This window comes from Terasakiella sediminum, from assembly GCF_033100395.1.
GTDB lineage: Bacteria > Pseudomonadota > Alphaproteobacteria > Rhodospirillales > Terasakiellaceae > Terasakiella.
This window is the reverse complement of record NZ_JAWLVJ010000028.1, coordinates 3,251-24,430: the sequence shown is the minus strand read 5'-3', so window position 1 is coordinate 24,430 and position 21,180 is coordinate 3,251. Positions and strand designations below refer to the sequence as shown.

Here is a 21,180-nt window from a genome sequence, read left to right as displayed (position 1 = left end):
TTGATAAATCTTACCATGGCTTGGCAGTTGGGTAATGGTGTTGGTCAATGCATCACCATCCGCATCCATTCCTGTCAGCGCAAGAGTACGTGGCTGATCTTCAATGGCAGCCATCACTTTTTTGCGAATGATTGCGCCTTGCGTATCATCCTGCCAGCTGACCATGAAGGAACCATCACTCATAGCAAGTACGTCGGTTGCAGATTGAACTGCGGCATCAATGCCGTTGATCTGGAACGGGCCACCCGCCTTTTCACCATTGGCCGTCATATATTGACCAAAGATATCGACACCGTTGGATCCTTCCTGTTCCCAGGAAACCAGGATTGTTCCGTCTCCGGAGACATCCATCGTTGTGCGAACCGCTGTGTCATTCAACACAACATCTGCCTGATCAACTTTCAGGCCATAACCTTCTGCTGCATTGCCGTAGACAGACATCCGAACGCCTTCCTCGGCACCAGTCGTCACATCATAAATAATGGCAAAGCCGCCATCCGGTAACGCCACCATATCTGGGCGAGTCGACGTTTCAGATGATGTACTCACATCAATAATATCACCGAACGGCGTCAGGTCAGGATTAAGAACTTGTGCAAAGACCGCATTGGGCGTTGCTTCACTGCTCCATGTCGCCACAAATTTACCAGGCGTGCCAGCCTCATTCAATTCAATGATCCGTGGACCATGCTGATGATGTGCCGGGATCGCTTGAAGGATTTCCGTATGTGGTTCCACTTCATTGCCATTTGCATCGAAGCGACGAGCAAAAATGTCATTATCTGACGTTGTCAGCTTGTAAACAGTAACAAAACCGCCGTCAGACAGCGCTGTAACCTTCGCACCAAATACATCAGAACCAGTTGAACTTACAACAATTGGCGTACCAGCTGTGTTTGTCGCTGTATCATAGATAACAGCGTAGTTTTTGTTCGCTGTGTTATCAGCATAAGTAATAACAACTTTGCCGTTATTCAGGGTTGTTACGTTGACATAGCCCTGATCCACGCCGTCTTCCGTTGTAATCTCAACAACAGGGCCGATTGGATCGCCATTGGCGCTGAACATCTGACCTTGAATATCGGCCATAGCGCCAGTACCTTCCACCCAGGCAGTGAAATAAGTATCCGGGCCGACCATGGTTTGGACAGGTTTCGTAAAGACATCGGTTGCATCATCAACGATCACATCGTCAGTCGGTGTAATTGTTAACGTCGGTTCAGCCGCATCACCAATGCTTACAGTCCCCATCTGCGCATCAGAATTTCCAGATTTCAGATCAGGTGTTGTACCTGCAGAAATATCAACGCTATTCAATGGCAGGTAAGTCAGAAGGCCATTTTCCGTCCCTTCGATATGCTGGCCAAAATCAGCTTGTGGGATCGCATTGTTCCAGATACGCAGATCGGAAATGCCACCGTCCATGTAGTGGTCAGTCCCATTATGGAAATGACCAACTTCAATGGCATCTGTGGTCCCATTTGGTGAACCTGTAAAGGTATCCGTCGCAACTTGGGTACCATCAATATACATCACCCCGTTGGTCCCATCAAAGGTGACGACAACATGGTATTCCGTATCATTTGCGAGAATGCCACCATCAAGTTCAAGACCATATCCAGAACCATTGCCCATAAACAGGTTGAGGTTGCCATCGTTCTGAATTTGCAGATGAAGCTCTGTCCCGAAATCAGACGCAGCTGTCCCTTTGCTGACAATGGTCTTGAAAGTGCCGTCTGCGGCAACTTCCGTTTTGATCTTAACATCGATTGTGTAGGACGAACTAATTGGGCTTGTCACACCTGTCTGGATGTAATCTGCCCCATCAAAGGTCATGAATGTCGTTGGATTTTCATAAGTAATCGCAACAGGCGCATCATTATCCGGTGTAAGCGTCAGATTAATCGTAGACGTTTCAATGTCAGTGCCGTCATAGACAGAATAGAAAATTGAGTCTGTGCCGTTAAAGTCAGTATGTGGAACAAATGTAAATGTTTCAGTCCCACTGTTATAGCTCAATACGCCATGGTCTGTGTTTTGCGGTGTTGATTCCAGCGTCGCAAGATTAACCCCTGCAACGTGATAGATATCATAACTGTCGCCGTCAACATCAGACGCACCAGCAAGCAGTTCTGTTTTAGTGAATGTAATGACCGTATCTTCAAGACCCGTGTCATTAAAGACAACAAGATCAGGTGCATCATTTACAGGCGTTACATTGACCGAAATAACCTGAGTTCTGACGCCGCCTACCCCATCATCAGCACTGACAGTAAAGGTATCAACACCATTGAAATCTGCGTTTGGCGTATAGGTATAGCTGCCATCCGGATTGACAACCGCTGTACCATTTGTAGCAGCAGTACTTAATCCAAAGGTAATGCTGTCGCCTTCGGCATCGGTTGCCGCAAGCGTACCGCTTGCTACATTGTCTTCTGCAACAAGGACAACAAATGAATTATCCAGAATGCTGCCGGAAGTTCCAAGTGTTGGTTCCTGCGCATCACCAATCGTCCCAGTTCCAAGAACCGCATCATTATTGCCTGTCGCAAGATCAAGGGTCGTGCCTGTGGCAGAATTGATATTATCCAGCGGCAGGAAGCTTACCAAGCCTGCTTCGTTGCCGATAATTGGTTGGCCAAAGTTGGGTTGTGCAATTGCGCTATCCCATACGCGGACATCTGCAATGCTGCCTTCCCAATATTGCGTATCTGTATTGTAATAGTGACCAATTTCAAGCGGGTCTGTCGTACTGACAGGTGTGCCACTAAAGGTGCCAGAATCAACTTGTACCCCATCCAGATAAATTGTGGCTGTTGTCCCGTCAAATGTCACTACGACATGGTAGTCAGTGTTATCGGCAAGGATACCGCCATCAATCTGCACACCATATGTTGTTCCGTTCCCCATAAAGAAGTTCAGGTTACCATTATCCTGAACTTGCAGATTAAATTCTGCCTGTGAGTTAACCGCACCTGGTGACCCATCCCCTTTGCTGATAAGTGGCTTGTATTGACCATCAGAGACGGTTTGTGTTGTGAAACGAACATCAAGGGTAAAGGCAGAGCTTACCTGTGATGTTACATCAGTCACAACATAGTCATCCCCGTCAAAGGCAAGCGCAGGTCGTGGCTGCAACACCCCATCAAATACAGGTGCATCATTCTGCGCTGTAACATTCACAGTGATGGTTTCAGTGATATAGCCACCATTACCATCATCAATCTGAACATCAAATGTGTCTGTCCCGCTGAATTCCGCATTTGGTTTATAGGTGTAAGAACCATCGGAATTGACGTTCGCCACACCATTTGACGGACCCGTGTAAAGTGAATAACTCAGATCATCGCCATCCACGTCATCGGCGACAATCTGGCCTTCAACCACCACATCTTCATTGAGGGTGATTTCATTTGAATTGTTGACCGTTGCGGCCGACGCAGGTGTGGTCAGTCCTTCAGTAGTGAAGACCTGTTCAACAAGTTTGCCGTCGTCATCGTAGGAAATGACGAAACGACCATCTGACAAGGTTGAAATTGTCCCAAGGGCCTGATCACCAGCGATATTATTGGTAACCTGGAATTCAGTCCCGACTTTGACGCCATTTGCATCAAAACGTTGAGCAAAAATACCATGGCCATCGCCATCAAGCGCATCTTGGTCTTCCCAGGCGATGACAAAGCCACCATCTGTCAGCGATGCGATTTTCGGATCAACTTGTGACCCAGTTTGCGTGGTATTAACCAGGAAATTGTTCACAACAGTTGTGCCATCTGGCTGGATAATACGCGCAACAATGCCGTTACCATCCGTATCCCCGTCCCCTTCTTTCCAGGTGAGAACAAGATGACCGGACGGCAGCAATTCAATTTTCGCACCACCATTGCTTGGGGCAGCCTTGTTGGTCAGCGCAATTGGTCCATGAACAGGTGCGGACAGGTTGTTATAAGAATAAACCGAATATTCTGGATACCAGGCTGTGTTATCGGATGGACGTGTCGTGATCCCGATCAAACCACCACCCAGATCAACCAAATCACTGGCATAGGATTTAATACCGCCAGATGTCATCGCGATTGATTGCTCTGCAGTGACAACGCCACCGCTTTCACTGATAACCGAAACTTTCGCAGGGCTACTAATCCCGTCAGAACGAATATAAGCATATTCATCAGTGGTATCGTTGTTCGGATCACCAAGGCTGATCAAATGCCCTTGTTCCGTACCATATTGAATAACCGTATCCAGGCTGCCATTTGCATTCACATGACGCGCATAAGCCAGATCTGACGATGAAACATCAGACATCCAGGTTACCAGGTAACCACCATCAGGTGCGGTCGTGACTTTAGGCTGAGCTGTCGTATTCGGATCAAGGCTGACGTCAAACTTGGCAACAGTTGAACCACCAGAACTATCATAAATCTGACCGACAACTTTACCGTCTTCCACCCAGAACCGTGCATATGTGCCATCACTATGAACCGCGCGATCCCCAACAATTCCAATCTCAGTCGAAAGTGTTGTCAGGACAGGATCGTCATTTACTGGCGACAGATCAATTTCAAACGCACCATAAGACGGTGTCGTACCGTCCGTAACCTGTGCTTCCAGACGCGCTTTTCCTGTGTAATCCGCATTTGGCGTGAATGTCCAGGTCTGATCTCCGTTATCAACCAGCGTCCCGTTTGTCGCCTGAACACTGATTACGCTTAGCGTATCGCCTTCTACATCATAGAATGCATCCAGCAGTTCTGCTTCTGTCAGCGTGATTGCAGTGTCTTCCACACCGGACAATTCGTTGACCGGAATAGGTGTCTGAACGCTTTCATAGGTAAAGAGGCGGGATTCAATGTCTTTATCAATGTTATCATCTGTCCAGGTGATAACAAAAGTACCATCACCCAAGTCAGAAATAGAGGGTTGGTTTTGGTTACCTGCATTGTCAGCATTGACAATTATTTCATTACCAATTGCGTTGCCTGCTACATCAAATCTTTGTGCAGCGATGCCAGTTGTCGCAGTACCATCATCCGCTTCGGTCCAAATAACCATAAAGGTCCCGTCAGATAAAACGGTCACATCCGGTTGGGTCTGCATACCAGTTCTTGTTGTATTTACAACGAAATCAGATTTAATTAATGTACCATCTGACGCATCCATAATAGACGCAACAATACCACTTACTGCACCGTCAGTTGCTGAATCATCTTGCCAGACGACAACGACGTTACCGCCAGGCAGGCCTGCCACGGTTGGCTTCGCCTGACTTGGGACAAGATCATTTGCCGCATTCTTTGAAATAAAGACGTCTGACCATGTATTGGCCCCAGAATTGATATCGAAAACAGATACCATTGCGTCATTATTTGTGTTGTCCGTAAAGGCAAACGCAACCGTATCGGCATCAACCATAGAAAGACCTGTCAGAGATACGTCTGTTGGTCCACTCGCACGTGTTGAGATATCTTGTTCTGCACCCAGCAAATTACCTGCGCTGTCAATAATCTGGGCTTTGGCCGCCCCGGAACCATCGTTCCATGTGGCAATATACTTGTCGCCCCCAATGGAAATGATCCCAGGATTAAACTGATTTATGCCATCACTTGTAATAGCCATCTGTGAAGCTGTTAAATCCGGTCCGTCAGCATTCACACCGATTTTGCGGGTTATAACTTCAAGATCACTACCTTCGACCCAAGCGACCATATAGCCGCCATCAGGCGTAACGGTCACAAATTGTGTATCAGATGTATTTGCTGAAGTGACACCGCCATCGGACACATAAAACTCTTCGCCGAGCTTATTCCCATCTGCATCATACAATTGACCACGAAGGCTTTTTGATGCATCACCGGACACTTGACCAGTCCAGAAGACCGCGTAGGAACCATCTGGTTGTACAGCAGTATGTGATTGGCTAATTGTCGTAAATGCAGCATCACTGACTTCAACATCAAGAACCGGATTTGTTTCTGAAATATAAGGAACGGGCGTTGTTTCACCTGCCGTATCGAAGGTACGTTGTTCAATATCACCAGTACTTTCATACCAGCTTACCGTGAAGGTCCCGTTTTCACCTTCTATGACTTTCGCAAACCTTTGCGTATTGGTGATATCGTCATTGATACGGAACTCAATTCCAACCGGATCGGCATTCGCATCAAAACGTTGACCATAAATACCATTGCCACTGCCGTCATTCGGTGTATCCCAAACAACGATAAATCCACCGTCAGAAAGAGCTGCTACGCTTGGATATTCCTGAATGCCGACTGTGGTTGTATTGACGAGAACCTGGTGGCTTGATGTATCAATGGAACCATTAGCATTGATGACACTCATCAGGATACCGCCATTGGTATCGCCTGAATCTCCCGTATCGCCACCCCAGACATAAACAACCTGCCCATTACTTAAAAGCGCGCTTTCACCATACAAACCTTGTGACGTCGTGGTTGGTGACAACAAGACACTATCAACAACAGGGTTAGCCAGATCATTGTAATCATAAACAGAATAACGCTGCCCCCAGCTTACGCCAGATTGGTCGTTATAAGTGACCATAAAGCGACCCGCACCCATATGAATGACGTCAGCAGGAACTTGATAGGCTCCGACTTGCGGAATTTCCTGTTCAGCACTGACGAAATTGCCTGCTTCATCAACAATGCGCATATAAATGCTGTCATTAGAAGCCCCTCTTTCATCGCGCCAGATAACTGCAAATTCTTCGTTGCTATCGCCCTGAACATCACCAAGAGACGCAATATGTGCCTGATATTGGCTGGAAGCATCGACTGAATTGATCTGCTGCGCAGTCCCAAGGCTACCGGAAGCGCTGATTTTACGCATAAAGACGTCCGCATCCGGATCGTTGGTATTGAATGTGACCATATACCCACCATCGGTCGTCGCCGTGGCATTGGGGTAATAACCATTTGTCTGTCCAGCACTCACCTGGATTTCGCCACCAATCTTCTGACCACTGGCATCATATAGCTGGGTCATCACATGGCCTACAGACCCGCCGGTATCCTTGACCCAAAAGACCGCATAGGACCCATCTGTATGGGTAACCATATCCACATAATCATTAGATGGAAGCACACCACCCGTCGTGCTGACAAGCTGATCACCACCATCAGCCAACGGCACACTCGTCAGGCGCGGTGCATCATTGATCCCGGTATAAGCCAGGTTAAAGCTGCTGTTCACCGCATCCGGACCAGAAAACCCGGTGTATGTGATGGATTGCGTCTGATCAAATTCTGCATTCGGAATAAAGGTAAATGTCTCGGTTGCAGAATCATACTGCAACGTACCATCGCTGAGAACCTGATCAGTTGAATCCAATGTTGCCAAATTGACGCCAGCAACCGTATCAATAGTGGCAACGTCACCATCCACATCGGTGATTTGCGCCTTCAACTGGTTCAGTGTAAAGGTAATAACGTCATCTTCATTCGCATTGATGGTCAGCGGCACCAGCACTGGGGCATCGTTCACAGCGGAAAATTCCAACTGGAAATGCCCAGCCGTTGTATTTGTCCCGTCCGTCACACTTACGACCAATGGCAGATGACCAAAGAAATCAGCTGCTGCGGTCAGGATATATTCGCCATTCCCATCCGGTGTCACCGCGACACCATCCAGCGTTACGCTGGAAATGGACAGGGTTTCGCCTTCGACATCGCTGAAGTATGCCAGCAGATCACTTGCAGAAACCGCAAGGCTCGTATCTTCCTGAATTTCATATTGTTGCAGCGGAATTGGCGTATCCGTGCCATTGTAGGTAAAGATGCGTTTTTCAACGACCGCCGTACCACTGTTCAAATCATTCCAGGTGACCAGCAAGCGCCCATCCCCAAAATCAGAAATCATCGGATGGTACTGGTCTGCGGTATTATCGACATGCAGTTGGAATTGAACACCAACCGGATTACCGTCCTCATTATAACGTTGGGCATAAACACCCTGAACATCGCCATCAAGACCTGAAAAATCATTCCAGGAGATAATGAACCCGCCGTCAGAAAGCGCCGTGACAACAGGTTCACCCTGATCGCCAGTAATACTGGCAGGAACGACAAAGTCTGTTTTAACCATGTCCCCCGTAGTCGGATCCATGATGGATGCAAAGACACCCGCACCGCTGCCATCAGTCGCTGCCGTATCGCTCCAAACCGTGACAAGGTCGCCATTCGCCAATTGTGCAAGACGCATATTAACAGGAGCACCCGATGGTGTATTGCTCACCGTTTGTGGGGCGACAACCTCAGTCCAGCTATTCAGTGTCGTATCGATATCATAAACAGAAACAATGACATCTGTGCCTGTGACGTCCTCAAAGGCAATGGCAATACTGCCATCGGCCAAAAGCTCGATATCCTGAACTGCTGTGTCCGGATATCCGCTGGAAACGCCCTGGCTGGCATAAATATTACCGTCGCTATCTACGAGGTGCGCAAATGTACCACCGTTATCATTGTTCCAGGTAACGACATAACGATCCCCGCCCAATGAAACGATGCCCGGGTTCATCCGATCAACCGTATTGTTTGTAATAACGGATGCTGGCGTGCTCAAATCTGGGCCATCAGATGTCACTCCAATCGTCTGGATCATGATGTCTGTCGCATGTGTATCAGCGATATCATTCTGACGATAAACAACAACGTACTCGCCGTTTTCATTGGCGGTAACATAAGTCGTACGTCCTGGATATTCCTGATTCAAATCTGATGGATCAGAATTGATCTGGAATGAGCCACCAACCGGATTATCATTTGCGTCATACAGCTGACCATACATATCATAGCCAGATTTTCCAGTTTCCACACCTGACCAGAAGACACCATACGACCCATCAGCCTGAATAACCGTTTCAGAATAATGAATGCCATCAAAGGCCACATCATAGTTAACGGGCTTATCATAAACCGAATGGGCAATTTCGTGGTCATCTGCGTAATGCGGAGTTTCTGTTCCCTCATACTGGAAGACAGCGCTTTCGATATGCAGGCTACCGTCATTGTCTGACCAGGCCACGATAAACTTGCCATTGCCCAAATCAGTAATAACGGGATGACTTTGATCCCCTGCCCCGATGGCATTAATCTGGAATTCATTACCAATTTTATTACCCGCAGCATCAAACCGTTGGCCAAAGGTACCCATACCATCGTCATCTTCACCGCTCTGATCCGTCCAGACAACAACATAGGTTCCATCTGAAAGTGCTTCGATTTCTGTATCAGTCTGAACACCTGCAGTCGTGAGGTTAACAACAAGTTCAGAAACCACCTTGTTCCCTGTTGCAGGATCAATCACAGACGTTTTGATATCCTGCGCATCGCCGTCATACCAGGTTGCGGCAATGTTACCGTTCGCAAGCTGAGAAATACCCACCTGGTTTTGGCCTGGCGTTGCATTATTTGCTGTATTTACAGACCCCAGCACCTGTGTCCAGGTATTGCCTGTGGTATCGAAATCAAATACAGAAACAAACGCGTCAAAGTTGGCATTGTCATTAAAGCTGACAGCAATATCACCATTATCCAGTGTAATGATGTCAGAGACTGAAACATTGGCCTGCCCCGGAGAGACGTTTTGAATTGTGCCTAACAGGTTCCCCGAACCGTCAATCGCCTGAACGTAGGCAGCACCGGAATTATCATTCCAGACAACGACATAATTGTCGTTACCAATGGACGTAATACCCGGATTCCAATGGTTGATCCCGCCAGAACGAACAAGCGTTTCCGTGGCCGTCAAGTCTGGACCGGAACCCGTGACACCAATCTTGCGCATCACAACGTCCTGGGTCGTATTGGTATTTAACCACGTGACCAAATAGCCGCCATCAGGCGTAACCGTTACATAACTGTTATCACCAATATTATCTGCTTCGCCACTACCATCAGAAACATAAAACTCCGCGCCCAGTTTTGTGCCATCGGCGTTAAAGAGTTGACCCACAATATCGCCATTGGCAGGACTTGCTTCAGTCACCTGCCAGAACATGGCATAAGAACCATCCGGCTGGACAGCGGTCTCAACATAATTTGCGCCAGTGTAGATACCGGAAGAAACCTGATCGTCCGGCAGGTCTAGCGCAGCTTGCGTTCCATTTGCACCATTGGCGATAGTCCCTGTGTAATCCGTCCCTGCTGTGGAAACGTCTGTTGGCTGACCATTTTCAAAGTCCATCATCCAACGCAAATCAGAATCTGTCCGGTCGATGTCATATTCATAGCTCGCCGCGATTTCAGCATCTGTACGAACGGTATTCCAGACTGCAATATCATCCAACTGGTTCGGACCGGAATAATTCGCGTCATGCGTACCACCAACAGTGGCCGCAAACACATGGCCCTGCCCTGAATCAACGAAAGACTCAGCAAGATATGGAATGGCGAAATTACCGGAAACGGTCGAGTCAAGTTGACCGTTGATATAGAATCTGGCTTCGGTTGCATCAAAGCTGACCGCGACGTGAACCCATTTACTGGCTTCAATCGTCCCGGTACTGTATGCGTCCACGCCATTTTGGGGACGCCAGACCAATTGGCCAGGCTGACCTGTGATATCACTATCACCACTATTCAAGCCCACACCGAACCAGGCGTTTGTCCCTACAAAATCACCTTGGGTACGGGTGATCGTTGTCCCCGTGCCTGGTGTTGAACCATCGCCAATATCACCTGTGTAAATCCAGGTTTCAATGGTCCCTTGCGCCATATCATTGATGGCGAGTTCAGCCATATCAATATGATCGCCAGGACTATCAAAGCTCATCACATTGTCACGATAAGCCCCTTGCGCTGGCGCATCATTGACGGGTGTCACAGCAATATTGGCCGTCAGAATATCATCACCAAAGGCATGAACACCGCCATAAGTGCTGGCATCCGCCAACTGCCCATGCGTCCCGGATGTTCCATCCCATAAACGGAACTGAATAGATGGATCACCAGTAAATTCTGCATTCGGCACAAAGCGGACCATACCTGTTGGATCCAACAGTTTTGCCGTGGTTGGTGTACGGCCGGACATATCGGTCCAGCTAGACCCTGAATCTGTTGAATATTCCCACGTTCCGTTGGTCGATGGCGTATCAATGATCGCAATACCAATGGTATCGCCCTCAGCATCAGACGCATCAAGTTGCGCTAGAATATCGGCAACCGTTGTCCCGGCTGGATTAAGTGTATCTTCGACAATTGCATTCAAATCAGGTTGAACACTTGCGTCAACAACCGCAGGGGCATCATTCACACTACTTACTAAAACAGTGGCATTGACCGTGTTACTGTCGAGTTCACCGTCATTAAGTGTTAACGAAATCACCCGTCCCGATTCATCAGGGTTTTCGGTCGTATTTTCATAAGTAATACTATCAATTACAGCTTTAAAATCTGCGTTTGTAGCCGCGCTGCCACTATCCGTTAAAACCAACTGGCCTGTTACTGCATCAAATGTTCCGGTTACACCGTTTTGTGCAGTAAAATTGAGCTGATCTCCCTCTTTGAGATTGGTGATTTCGATTGTTGCACTTTCAATCGTATCACCATCAACATCATCGATACTGTATGCACTGCTATTGAAGACTTGTTCAGGTGCGTCATCTTCAGTAAATGAGGGCGTAAAGGCCGAATGAAGAGTAATTTCAGGGGCATCATTATCCCCGGTGACGGTTACAAGCACCTGGCCTGCACTTGATGGCACCAAGCCATCTGATACCGTATAACTGAATGTGAAGGTATCAGTTTCCCCATCAGCCAGATAATCAAATCCGTCCGCACTTGGTGTGAAGGTAATAAGAGAGCCACCACTGGTCCACGATGCTTCACCTAGAAGTTTACCAGTTGAATTTCCACTATCATCCAACTCATAAATATCAATCGGGCTAGAGGATGCAGTTGAATTGCTTGAGCCATCTACCAACGCAGTCTCAGCGGCCGCGCCGTCACCGATCACTTCCCAAATAACGACACTATCGCCGTCAACATCCGTATCGTTCAACAGAACACGCACATCAATAGCGGTTGTTTCATCAACCATGGAACTAAAGTCTTTTACCGCGACAGGAGCGTCATTCTCGGCTTTTACAGTTAGAGATACAGTTGCCGAAGCGAACTTTCCGTTACCGTTAGAAATCGTATAAGTAAAAGTATCTTCGCCACTATAATCCGGATCTGGTGTATATCTCACTGTTCCAGCACTTGCATCAACGATTTCAACCGTACCATGTTCTGGACTTCCGACGCTTTCAAGCACGATTGCACCATTATCGTCACGACCATCCACACCATTTCCATTGTCAGCAAATAAGTTAATGACCTCTGCGGTATCCTCGGTTAAGGCATCGTCCCCACTAAATGTATCGTCATAAGCTTCCGGTGTCGCCGCTGCTTCTGCTTCGGCTTGTGCAAGGGCAATCTGCGCATCTGCTTCTGATTTATACTGCGCAAAGCCTTCTGCAACGGACTGAACATCCGCATACAGACTTTCCATCAAGGAGCGTTGCGCATCAATGACAGATGCGTTGGTTTCTGCTGTCACCGCTTGGGCCGCTGCATTTTGCGCCCCTGATCTGGCATCCGCAATTTCAGTATTGGTCTGATCTGCAAATCCTTGGGCTGCGGTCGCCGCATTTTGTGCAGCGCTCAGGGCTGTTGTGATTTCCCCAAGGGCCGTATCCAATTGCGCATTCAGGTTACTTGCCGTGTTATCAACATTATCTTGCAGCGCTTCAACTGCAGCTTTCAGTGCATTGTAATCTGTCGTGCCCAGCTTGGTTTCAAGCGTTGTCTGGATAGTGTTATCGTCCAGCCAGTTTTGAATAGCTGTATTCGTGTCAGTGGCGAGTGTTTTCGCATCATGATAAAGCCCCTCATTATTAAGGGAGACTTCGTCAGAGATTTGTTTTGCACGGGTCGCCGATTGTCCAGCTGTCGCAGCAGACGCATCAGCTTCCGCATCATATGCCGCAATCGCTTGTGCTTTGGCCGCCGCTGCTTCAGCCAAAATTTCAGCAACATCCCCACCAATTTCATTTACCAGGGTCAATGAATTTGCAGCTTCAGTCGCAGCTGATTGTGCTTCGGCATTCACATTCGTTGCTTCCTGCAATAAGGCGGCAAGTTCGGTCACCGCCGCTTTTGCAGCTGTTAATTCAGCTTGGGCGAAGGTATTTGCATCAGTACCTGCGTTGTCAACCAAGGTCTGTGCTGCATCACGGTCCAACACAGCCTGATCATAGGCAGCCTGAATCGTCGCCAGATGGGTTGTTGCATTTTCTGCAGCATCACTTGCAAGTCCTTCTGCAGTTGTCAGGGCGTCTTTTTCCGCTTGGATCTCATTTTGCAGAGCAGCTGCTTCAGTTTCATTACTAACAGCGGCAGATTCAATAGAAATTGCTTCGGCATTAGTTTGCACGGTCTGTGCGTTGGTTTCAGCTGTATCACGTTCAGATTTCAAACTGGTCATGGCAGTCAGTGCAGCGTCAACCTGATCTTCGGCATTGCCGGACAGGTTGGCGACGCTATCAGACACATTATATATGTCACGATTATCGACAGCACTTTGTGATTGGGTCGCAACGCGTGTTGCAGCCGTGCCTGCATCTGTTTCTGCGGTTTGTGCTTCCTGACGTTTGGTATCTGCCGTGTCATTTTCATCAACAAGCGTTTTGACGTTTGTTTCAGCTGTTTGACGATATTGTGAAACGGAATTGCCTGCATCAAAGGCAGTTGTCGCATCCGTCACGGCCTGCAAAATCGCAGCATAAGCTGCGTCTGCATTATCCGCTGCTGTTTCTGCAGCCAACCAAGCCGCCCGCGCCTTGGCAACTTCAGAGGTGATATTCAAAGCATCAGCGTTATTGCTGTCAGCCCCCAAGGCTCGTTGTGCTGCTGTATTGGCTTGTTCAATCGCTGCCTTAACTTTCTGATCAGAGAATGTTGACCCGCTAAAGGTCGCAGCTGTTGCGGCATCTGCTGCTTGCGTGGTTGCCGTATTCAGATCAGCGACCGCATTGTCATAGGCCGTTTTGGCAGCATCCGCATCATCACGTGCAGCTGTGGAAACGGCTTCAGTGTTATCGCGTGCCGCAATCACTGCATCAAAGTCGGCCTGACGGGCGGCTTGGGCAGCATCCGCGGCAGCTTGGGCCGCTTGGGTTTGCTGGATATCCGAAATCTGACCTGCATTATTTGCAGCCTCCCCTGCTTCCTGCGCAGCGGTTTTGGCATTTGCAGTGGCATCATTGGCTGGTTCCAATTCGGCCAAGGCAGCTTCGACGGTTGTCGCTGAATTCAAGTCAGTCTGATTCCCGCGCAATGTCTGCAAATTGGTTGCTGCAGATTGGGCTTGCGTAATCGACGTCTCTGCATGACGGGCACCATCCAGGGCGAGAATGGCCGCATCATCGGCAAATGTCCCATCTGTCAGATCAGCCAGAACGTCTGTCAGGTTCTGAACAATCGTGCCCATATTGCCAACGACAGTACCAATATCGGTAATCGCATCTGCAACAGCCTGATCCGTTGGTGTTGTCAGGCTGCCGTCATCCGTTGACCAACCATCAACATCGGTGCGTAAATTATCCGCAGCCGTACGCGCTGCAACGATATTCTGCAACGCAGTAGTCAACAAGGTACCAAGGTCAGCGTCGCCTGTGACAGTTACAACATTGCTGCCATCGACACTTGCACCGTCAACCAGGGCAATCACGCCATCAATGGATGATTTAACCGCATCAATAGCAGAATAAGCTGAATCAACAGCTTTTTCGGTGGCTGTTTCTGTCCGTTCAACGGCATCACCAAATTCGTCTTTGATATCCTGCACTTCGCCAGCTGTAATGAAGTCGGCTTCCCGTTTAACAGCCAGGATGGACTCAAGCGCTTGTGCCGCTTCGTCCACTTTGGCCGCAAGGGTGTTATAGGTCTTGGTGATCTGATCTGTTTGTTTTTCAACCAGGTCAATGTTGGACAGAACGGAATTATATTTTGCAACAGAATCTACATGAACCACATGTGTCGTGCCGTTAACATAAACCCAATCATGAGTATTTGTGTCGTAATTATCTAGCTGACCAATAGAAGGCGTACCCGGCAGGCCGGAAACGTCCACATAAAATTGTTCAATCGCCGAAATGGTTCCACTTCCAGCCCCATCAACATCATCAATTTTAGCTGCCGCAGTATCGGCGTTATTTTTCGCAGTCAGTGCCGTAGCCAACGCAGTTGTCGCCGCTGTATAAGCCGCATTTGCGGCATCAACATCATCTTGCGTGATGGTCGAAACAGTCAATGATGTTAAGGATGTAAGCGTTGAAAATTCATCATTAATGATATCTGTAGCGTCATCCGTTGCTGTCGCACTATTCAGCGCCACCCTTGATGTATCCAGAACATCCAAAACATCATCAACAGTACTTTCAGCCTGTAAATCAGCCGCCAGACGACCCAATGTTTCCGTAGCTTCAGCAGCAGCCTGTTTTGCGACTAAATCTGCAACCTGTGCTGCCGCATTAACCGCTGCCTTCAGGGCGGCTGCAGCTTCGGCTTCAGCAACGCTAACCTCGGTCGTTGCACTGGTTGCGGCATCATTGGCAGTATTATATGCCGTTTCTGCATTTGCTGTTGCCGTCTTGGCAGATTTCAGCGCATTCACCCAAATACGCAGAACAATTTCTTTGGCTCCGGCATCGGTCAAATCAAGAGCATCCAACCCTGCAGCATCCAGACCAGCGATAAAGGTTTTGGTATATGCTGCACCATCACCATCAACGATGCCTTCTTTGTTCATTTCTGTCAGCAGACGATCAACCGCACTGCCTTCAGATTCAATCTGTGAATCCCAGGACGCTTTGGCCGACGCGGCGTCCACCTGCAACTGGATAGAACCAAGTTTATCTGCACCATCCCCAAATTTTGCTGTATTCACCGCGGCAATAGCCGCTTCAGCGTTTGCATTGGCACGTGCTACAAGACCGTTTGACCCGGAAACAGCCGTCACTGCATCTTTTGCATCATCAACATCCGTGGTCGCTTCACCTGAACGCCAGGAACTTGCCGCCGCAGCCGAATTGGTGGCCGTATTTTTCGCAGTCAATGCAATCGCCAGACTGGCTTGTGCTTCAGCAGAAGACGACGATGCCGTCGTTGCAAATGCCAATGCCGTTGCCCCATGACCTGCGGCAAGTTTTGCAGCCTGAGTGGCCGCCGCCGCCGCTTCCTGCGCAGCCTGTGAAGCCAATTCATATTGCGCATCTGCGACAGTCTGGTTCGCACGGATCGCTGCTTGTTGTGCCGCTTCCGCATAGGTTGCGGCAAGGGCTGCTTTCGCCGCAGCAATATCGGCCTGAGCACTCGCATCCGCAGCAGCTTCTGCATCCGCCGTTGCTTGTGCGGCTTCTTGCTCGTCCAAGGCATCTTGCGCATTTTGCGCAGCTGTATCAGCAGCTTCCTGTGCAGCGGCTTCTGCGGCTTCGCGGTCCTGTCGGGCCTGAAGCAAGGTTTCAATCAGGGTCTGTGACAGTTCTGCTGTTGCCAGATTTGCCTGCGCACTTTGGCTTGTGTTTTCTGTAATGGACGCTGCCTGACGGGTATCACCGACTTCGTCCGCAGCAGTTTGCAAATCGGTTGCAAAGGCGGAATATTTACCGGAACCAAGGCGCCCAATGTCCAGTGCGGCTTCAGCCGCTGCAAAGGCAGCATCTGCGATTGCAACCTGATTTTCAACAATTGCCGCCTGTGTCGTAATTGTATTCTGGACAAGACCCTGAACCGCATCAACCGCATCTTGCGTAACAGTCTTGGTCGAATAATTGATATTGATCTGGTTATACGCTGTTTCCAATAAATCGTTTGCAGCCTCTGCCGCTGCCTGTGCGGCTTCGGCGATAGCCAGTTGTGCGCTAACCTCTGCGACTGCCCAGGCTACAACAAGCCCGGACAATTGCTTGGATAGTGAAACCATATTGGCAGCTTCACTGACTGCAGAATTCGCCGCGGCTTCTGCCGTACTGGCCGCAGCCCCTGCCTGTGCCGCAGTTGTTGGACCGCCGATCGTGGCGCGCGCTGCAATCGCATCGTCTTCAAAGCTATCAACTGTAGAAAGGCTCGTGTTGATTTGATCATAAAGCGACTGTGCGCCCGTGACGTCAGTCTTATTTGCTTCAGTTAATGATAATTGCGCCGTTGCCAGCGTATCCTGGGCCAGCTTCAAGGCAGATTGAGCTTCCAACACCGCAGCGTCTGCACGTTGAGTGGCTTCTGCTTTTTCAGCCGCTTCTACATCACCAGCAGCTGTGTTGGCAGCAGTTTGCGCATTGTTGATATCAGTCTGATTGGCCCCAGCAGCGCGCAAATCAGCCAACGCATCATAGGCATCGACGGCCAGTGCCAATTTTTGCACGGTGCCGTCGCTGTTAAATGTCTGAGTTGACCCGTCTACATCGGTGTAGGTAGTGCCATCAACGGCTGCCACAGCTTTCAAGGTTTCGAATTTGGACGCCAGCGTGTTGTAACGTTCGGTCACATCAGAAGGTGCAGCTTTGCCCAAATTATTAAAGGATGTACTGTCTGTCGCAAGTTGACGAACACGTGTAATCGCAGCTTGCGCATCCCCAAGTGCTGTTGCCGCTGCATTTTTCGCCGCCAACGCATCGGCTTGCGCCTGTTGGGTAATGGAAACATCATTATTGGTCGGTGTAGAAGCATTTTGTGCCGCAACACTTGCTGCTTTGGCACTTTCAACTGCCGCAAAAGCATTGGTCAGTGCCGTTTCGACGGTCTGTTCCTGTTGTTGAATGAATTTTTCCGCACGGTCTTCTGCAATCGAACGACCGACGTCCAGGTAAGCTTCATCATAGGCAAGTGTCTTTTCAGCTTCATACTTGGCTGTGCCCGCATCCTGAAAGTCTTTCAAGGCACCGTTATTTGATGAATCCCCAACAAGCGCAACACGTGCTGCTTCTTCAGCTGCCAACGCATTGTTGTAAGCTGTTTCTTTAGTCGTAAAATCTGTTTGTGCCGCCTCACGTTCTGTATTTGCCGTATCAAACGCACTTTCCCACAGATCAGTCAGTGACTTCGCAAAATCATTCAGCGTCTTGGAATTATCAACCTGCGTTGTGATATCCTGTGCATTCTGGGCCAGAACAGTATCCGCAGAATGCGAATCAGACAGGGTTTGTACTGCCGTGGAGATATCATCCATCGCCGTATTCATCGCTGCGATGGCTTCGTTGATTTCGCCAACCGCAGTGGACAAAATGGTTGCCCCATTGCCGACACTCAGATCATCTGCACCTGTTGTATCAAAATCAATGCCTTGGTCTAACTGAACCAGTGCTGTATCAAATGCTGTTTCGATCGACCCAATCGCGGTGATCAAAGAATCAACATAACCCTTTGCCGCATCTTCACCAGTCAGATCGCCAGAAGCTGTTGTCAGCGCCGCTTCAACGTCTTCGAGCAACGTGCCAATTGCCAGGGCATCATCGACCATTTGTTGCAATTCGGCCTTGGTTGGATCGTCTGCTGTATCATCTTCATACAGACCAATCCCATCAATACTCGCTGAAAGGTCCGAAAGTGCCGTTTGCAAACTTGTGAATTGTGTTTCAGCCGCCGTAAAGCTTGCAGGTGCAGTCCCGGCAAGACTGGCTTCTGCCTGCGCCAGCGTTTCAATCAAAGCATCGACTGTCACGCCAACGGTATCGATAAAGTTTTCCGCCGCATTTTCGATTTCATCGATTGCATAAGCCTGTACGTTATCAAGCGCAAGGCCTGTCCGTTCTGTCAGAACTTCCAGCTTGGCTTCCGCTTTTGCCCATTCGATCAGCGGCGTCAAAACATTCCCCGACGCTGTTTGCAGGGCAGTGATGGCGTTGTCCAGATCGGTTTTTTCCGTATCATAAGCTGCAGATGTCGTGCCTACCGCGCCTTGTGTTCCGTCCGTCTTATCTGCATTGTCCCCATCAGCTTCGACAGTTTTGTTATCTGTAACACCTGCATCCCAATCTGCGCCGTAAAGACGCTGTTCTGTGGTGCCGTCCATATAGTCGTCACCCGCCGGACCAGAATTCGATGCAGCCTTATAGGCCGAGGTTGTCGTCCCGAGAGAGGTTTGTGTTTGCAAATTGCTGACTTCACTCTCAGCCGCCGTATCAGCAACACGTGCATTAATCGCTCCAGCGTGCGCCGTTTTATAAGTCGAAAGCGCCCCTTGCTTGAAGGTGGTCAGCAAGCTTTCAAAATTCAGTCCTGATGTCCGAGCCGATGCCGCGTTGGTTTTCACATCTGCAACCGTATCGGTCACAAGGGCGGTCGCCGCTGTCGTTGCCGCAGTATCAGCGTTGTTGATGAAAGTGGTTGCTTCTGAAATAATCGTATCAAAATCAGCAAGGAATGTTGCATCCCCGCGCGATGTCTGAATTTCAGAAATTTGTGTTGATGCGCCACTAACCGCTGTTGTTACATCATCCAGGAATGTATTTACATCTGAAAGCGTAAAGCCTTCATCTGCAAGCAAAGCATCGATTTTATCGTCATCATTTGTCGCTGCATAATTTTGCAAAGCGGTATCCAGATCACCACCGCCATCACTTGCCAGAATGGTGCTGTAATTATTGATGATTTCATTCATCATCTCTTCGGCCGCTGCAATTACCGCATCGACAACTTTGTCAATACGTTGTGCCGCGAGCAAGGCTGCATCCGCTGCTGTCTGAATTTCTTCAGCAATCAGTAACAACTCATCCCCAGAAACCCCTTCGCCTGTGGTATACAAGGCTGCGGTGGCCAGTTCTGCCACACTACTGGCGGAAGCAGAAACAGCAAGGGCCGATCCAAAGGAATCAAACCCGGCGTAAACAACATCAATAACGGCTGCTGTGTCAGTGACACCGATTGCCGCAAGACTATTCGCCGCTGAGGTTTCATCCGTTGCATTTTGAACTTTGACTTCCGCTGCAGATGCCGCAGATGCCGCAGCATTTGCAGACGCGATTGCAGCAGCCAAAAGTGCTTCAGCCGCATCAAACTCACTAAACTCGCCAATTGCTCCAGTTACTCGAGGGTCAAATCTGAGATCTCTATCCAAATCTTTAAGGAATTTGAGAATATTAAACTGGACAGATTGAACCTCGACAGAAAAATTGGCTAAAGCATCGGAATATTCCGCTTCTGCGGAATTAACCTCTACCTCGCTTTGACCATCAATTTTATCTTGCGCCTGTTGCGCGGCCGACGCAATCTCGTCAGAAATCAAACCTGCTGCCGCCATGACAGCCGTCGAATTCCCACCAATGGCAACGAGAGTTTCTACATCGGCAACCGTAACGGCACCAAGCCCTGTCGCTGAACTCGTCACCAGTTGGTTTTCCTGGTTCAGGGTGATGGTTTGACCATTTGGCGCTGTCACCGAAATCTCACCGACCTGGCCGTCAGCTTCCCCGATCAACGCGACATCACCGCCATTGACGATACCACCCGTCCCACGAATACCGATGGTCGCAACGGGTGTGGTGATTTGCATGGCATCTGGATTAACTTTGGCCACCGCGCCGGAAACGAAGGTCATGGCACCGGACAGAAGCGTCAGGCCCACGGCCCCATCTTCCCCACCCGGATCATAGACCATTTCATCCAGAACCATGCGTCCTTCTTCACCAAGCGCAAAGGTGGTTTCATCAGCAAAGATGATACCAACCGCCGCACCGGCTTCAGTCACCAGTTCATCACCTTGATAAACCGGATCACCCGTTACCAACTCAACACGGCTACCATCCGCGCGCACGGCAAAAACAGCGCCTTCGACAGTTTCAGCCGTACCAATCGGTTCAGCCGTGGCAGCATCCCCTTGTTGTGCGACCTGGTTGGGAGCAATGGGTCCGGCAAGCTTTGAAATGATGTTGGCGGGCAAAACCACATCATTGTCAAAACCGATTTCCGGCTGGCTCTGGGCAGCAAAATAATTTTCGACGAGGTGGCGTTCCCCACTGGACGCCTGAATGACGAGATCAGGTCCCGCTCGCTCAAACTGCGCCGTCGCTATCTGGAAACTCGACGGCAATACAACCTTAAGGTTATCAGCTGTCCATACAAAATCGGCAGTACCAGTATCACCGGACTGTCCGTTACCACGATCGAAATAATTCAT

General features: G+C 49.2%; 1 protein-coding gene (running past one end of the window). It reads right to left on the bottom strand.

Going from position 1 to position 21,180, the window contains the following annotated elements; genetic code table 11:
• A protein-coding gene (locus RYZ26_RS17445; protein ID WP_317684533.1) for a tandem-95 repeat protein crosses the window boundary here: on the bottom strand, positions 1-21,180 show its 5' portion. The gene continues 14,697 nt to the left of window position 1, outside the view; only the first 21,180 of its 35,877 coding nucleotides appear in the window; it begins with the start codon at positions 21,178-21,180; the stop codon falls past the left edge of the window.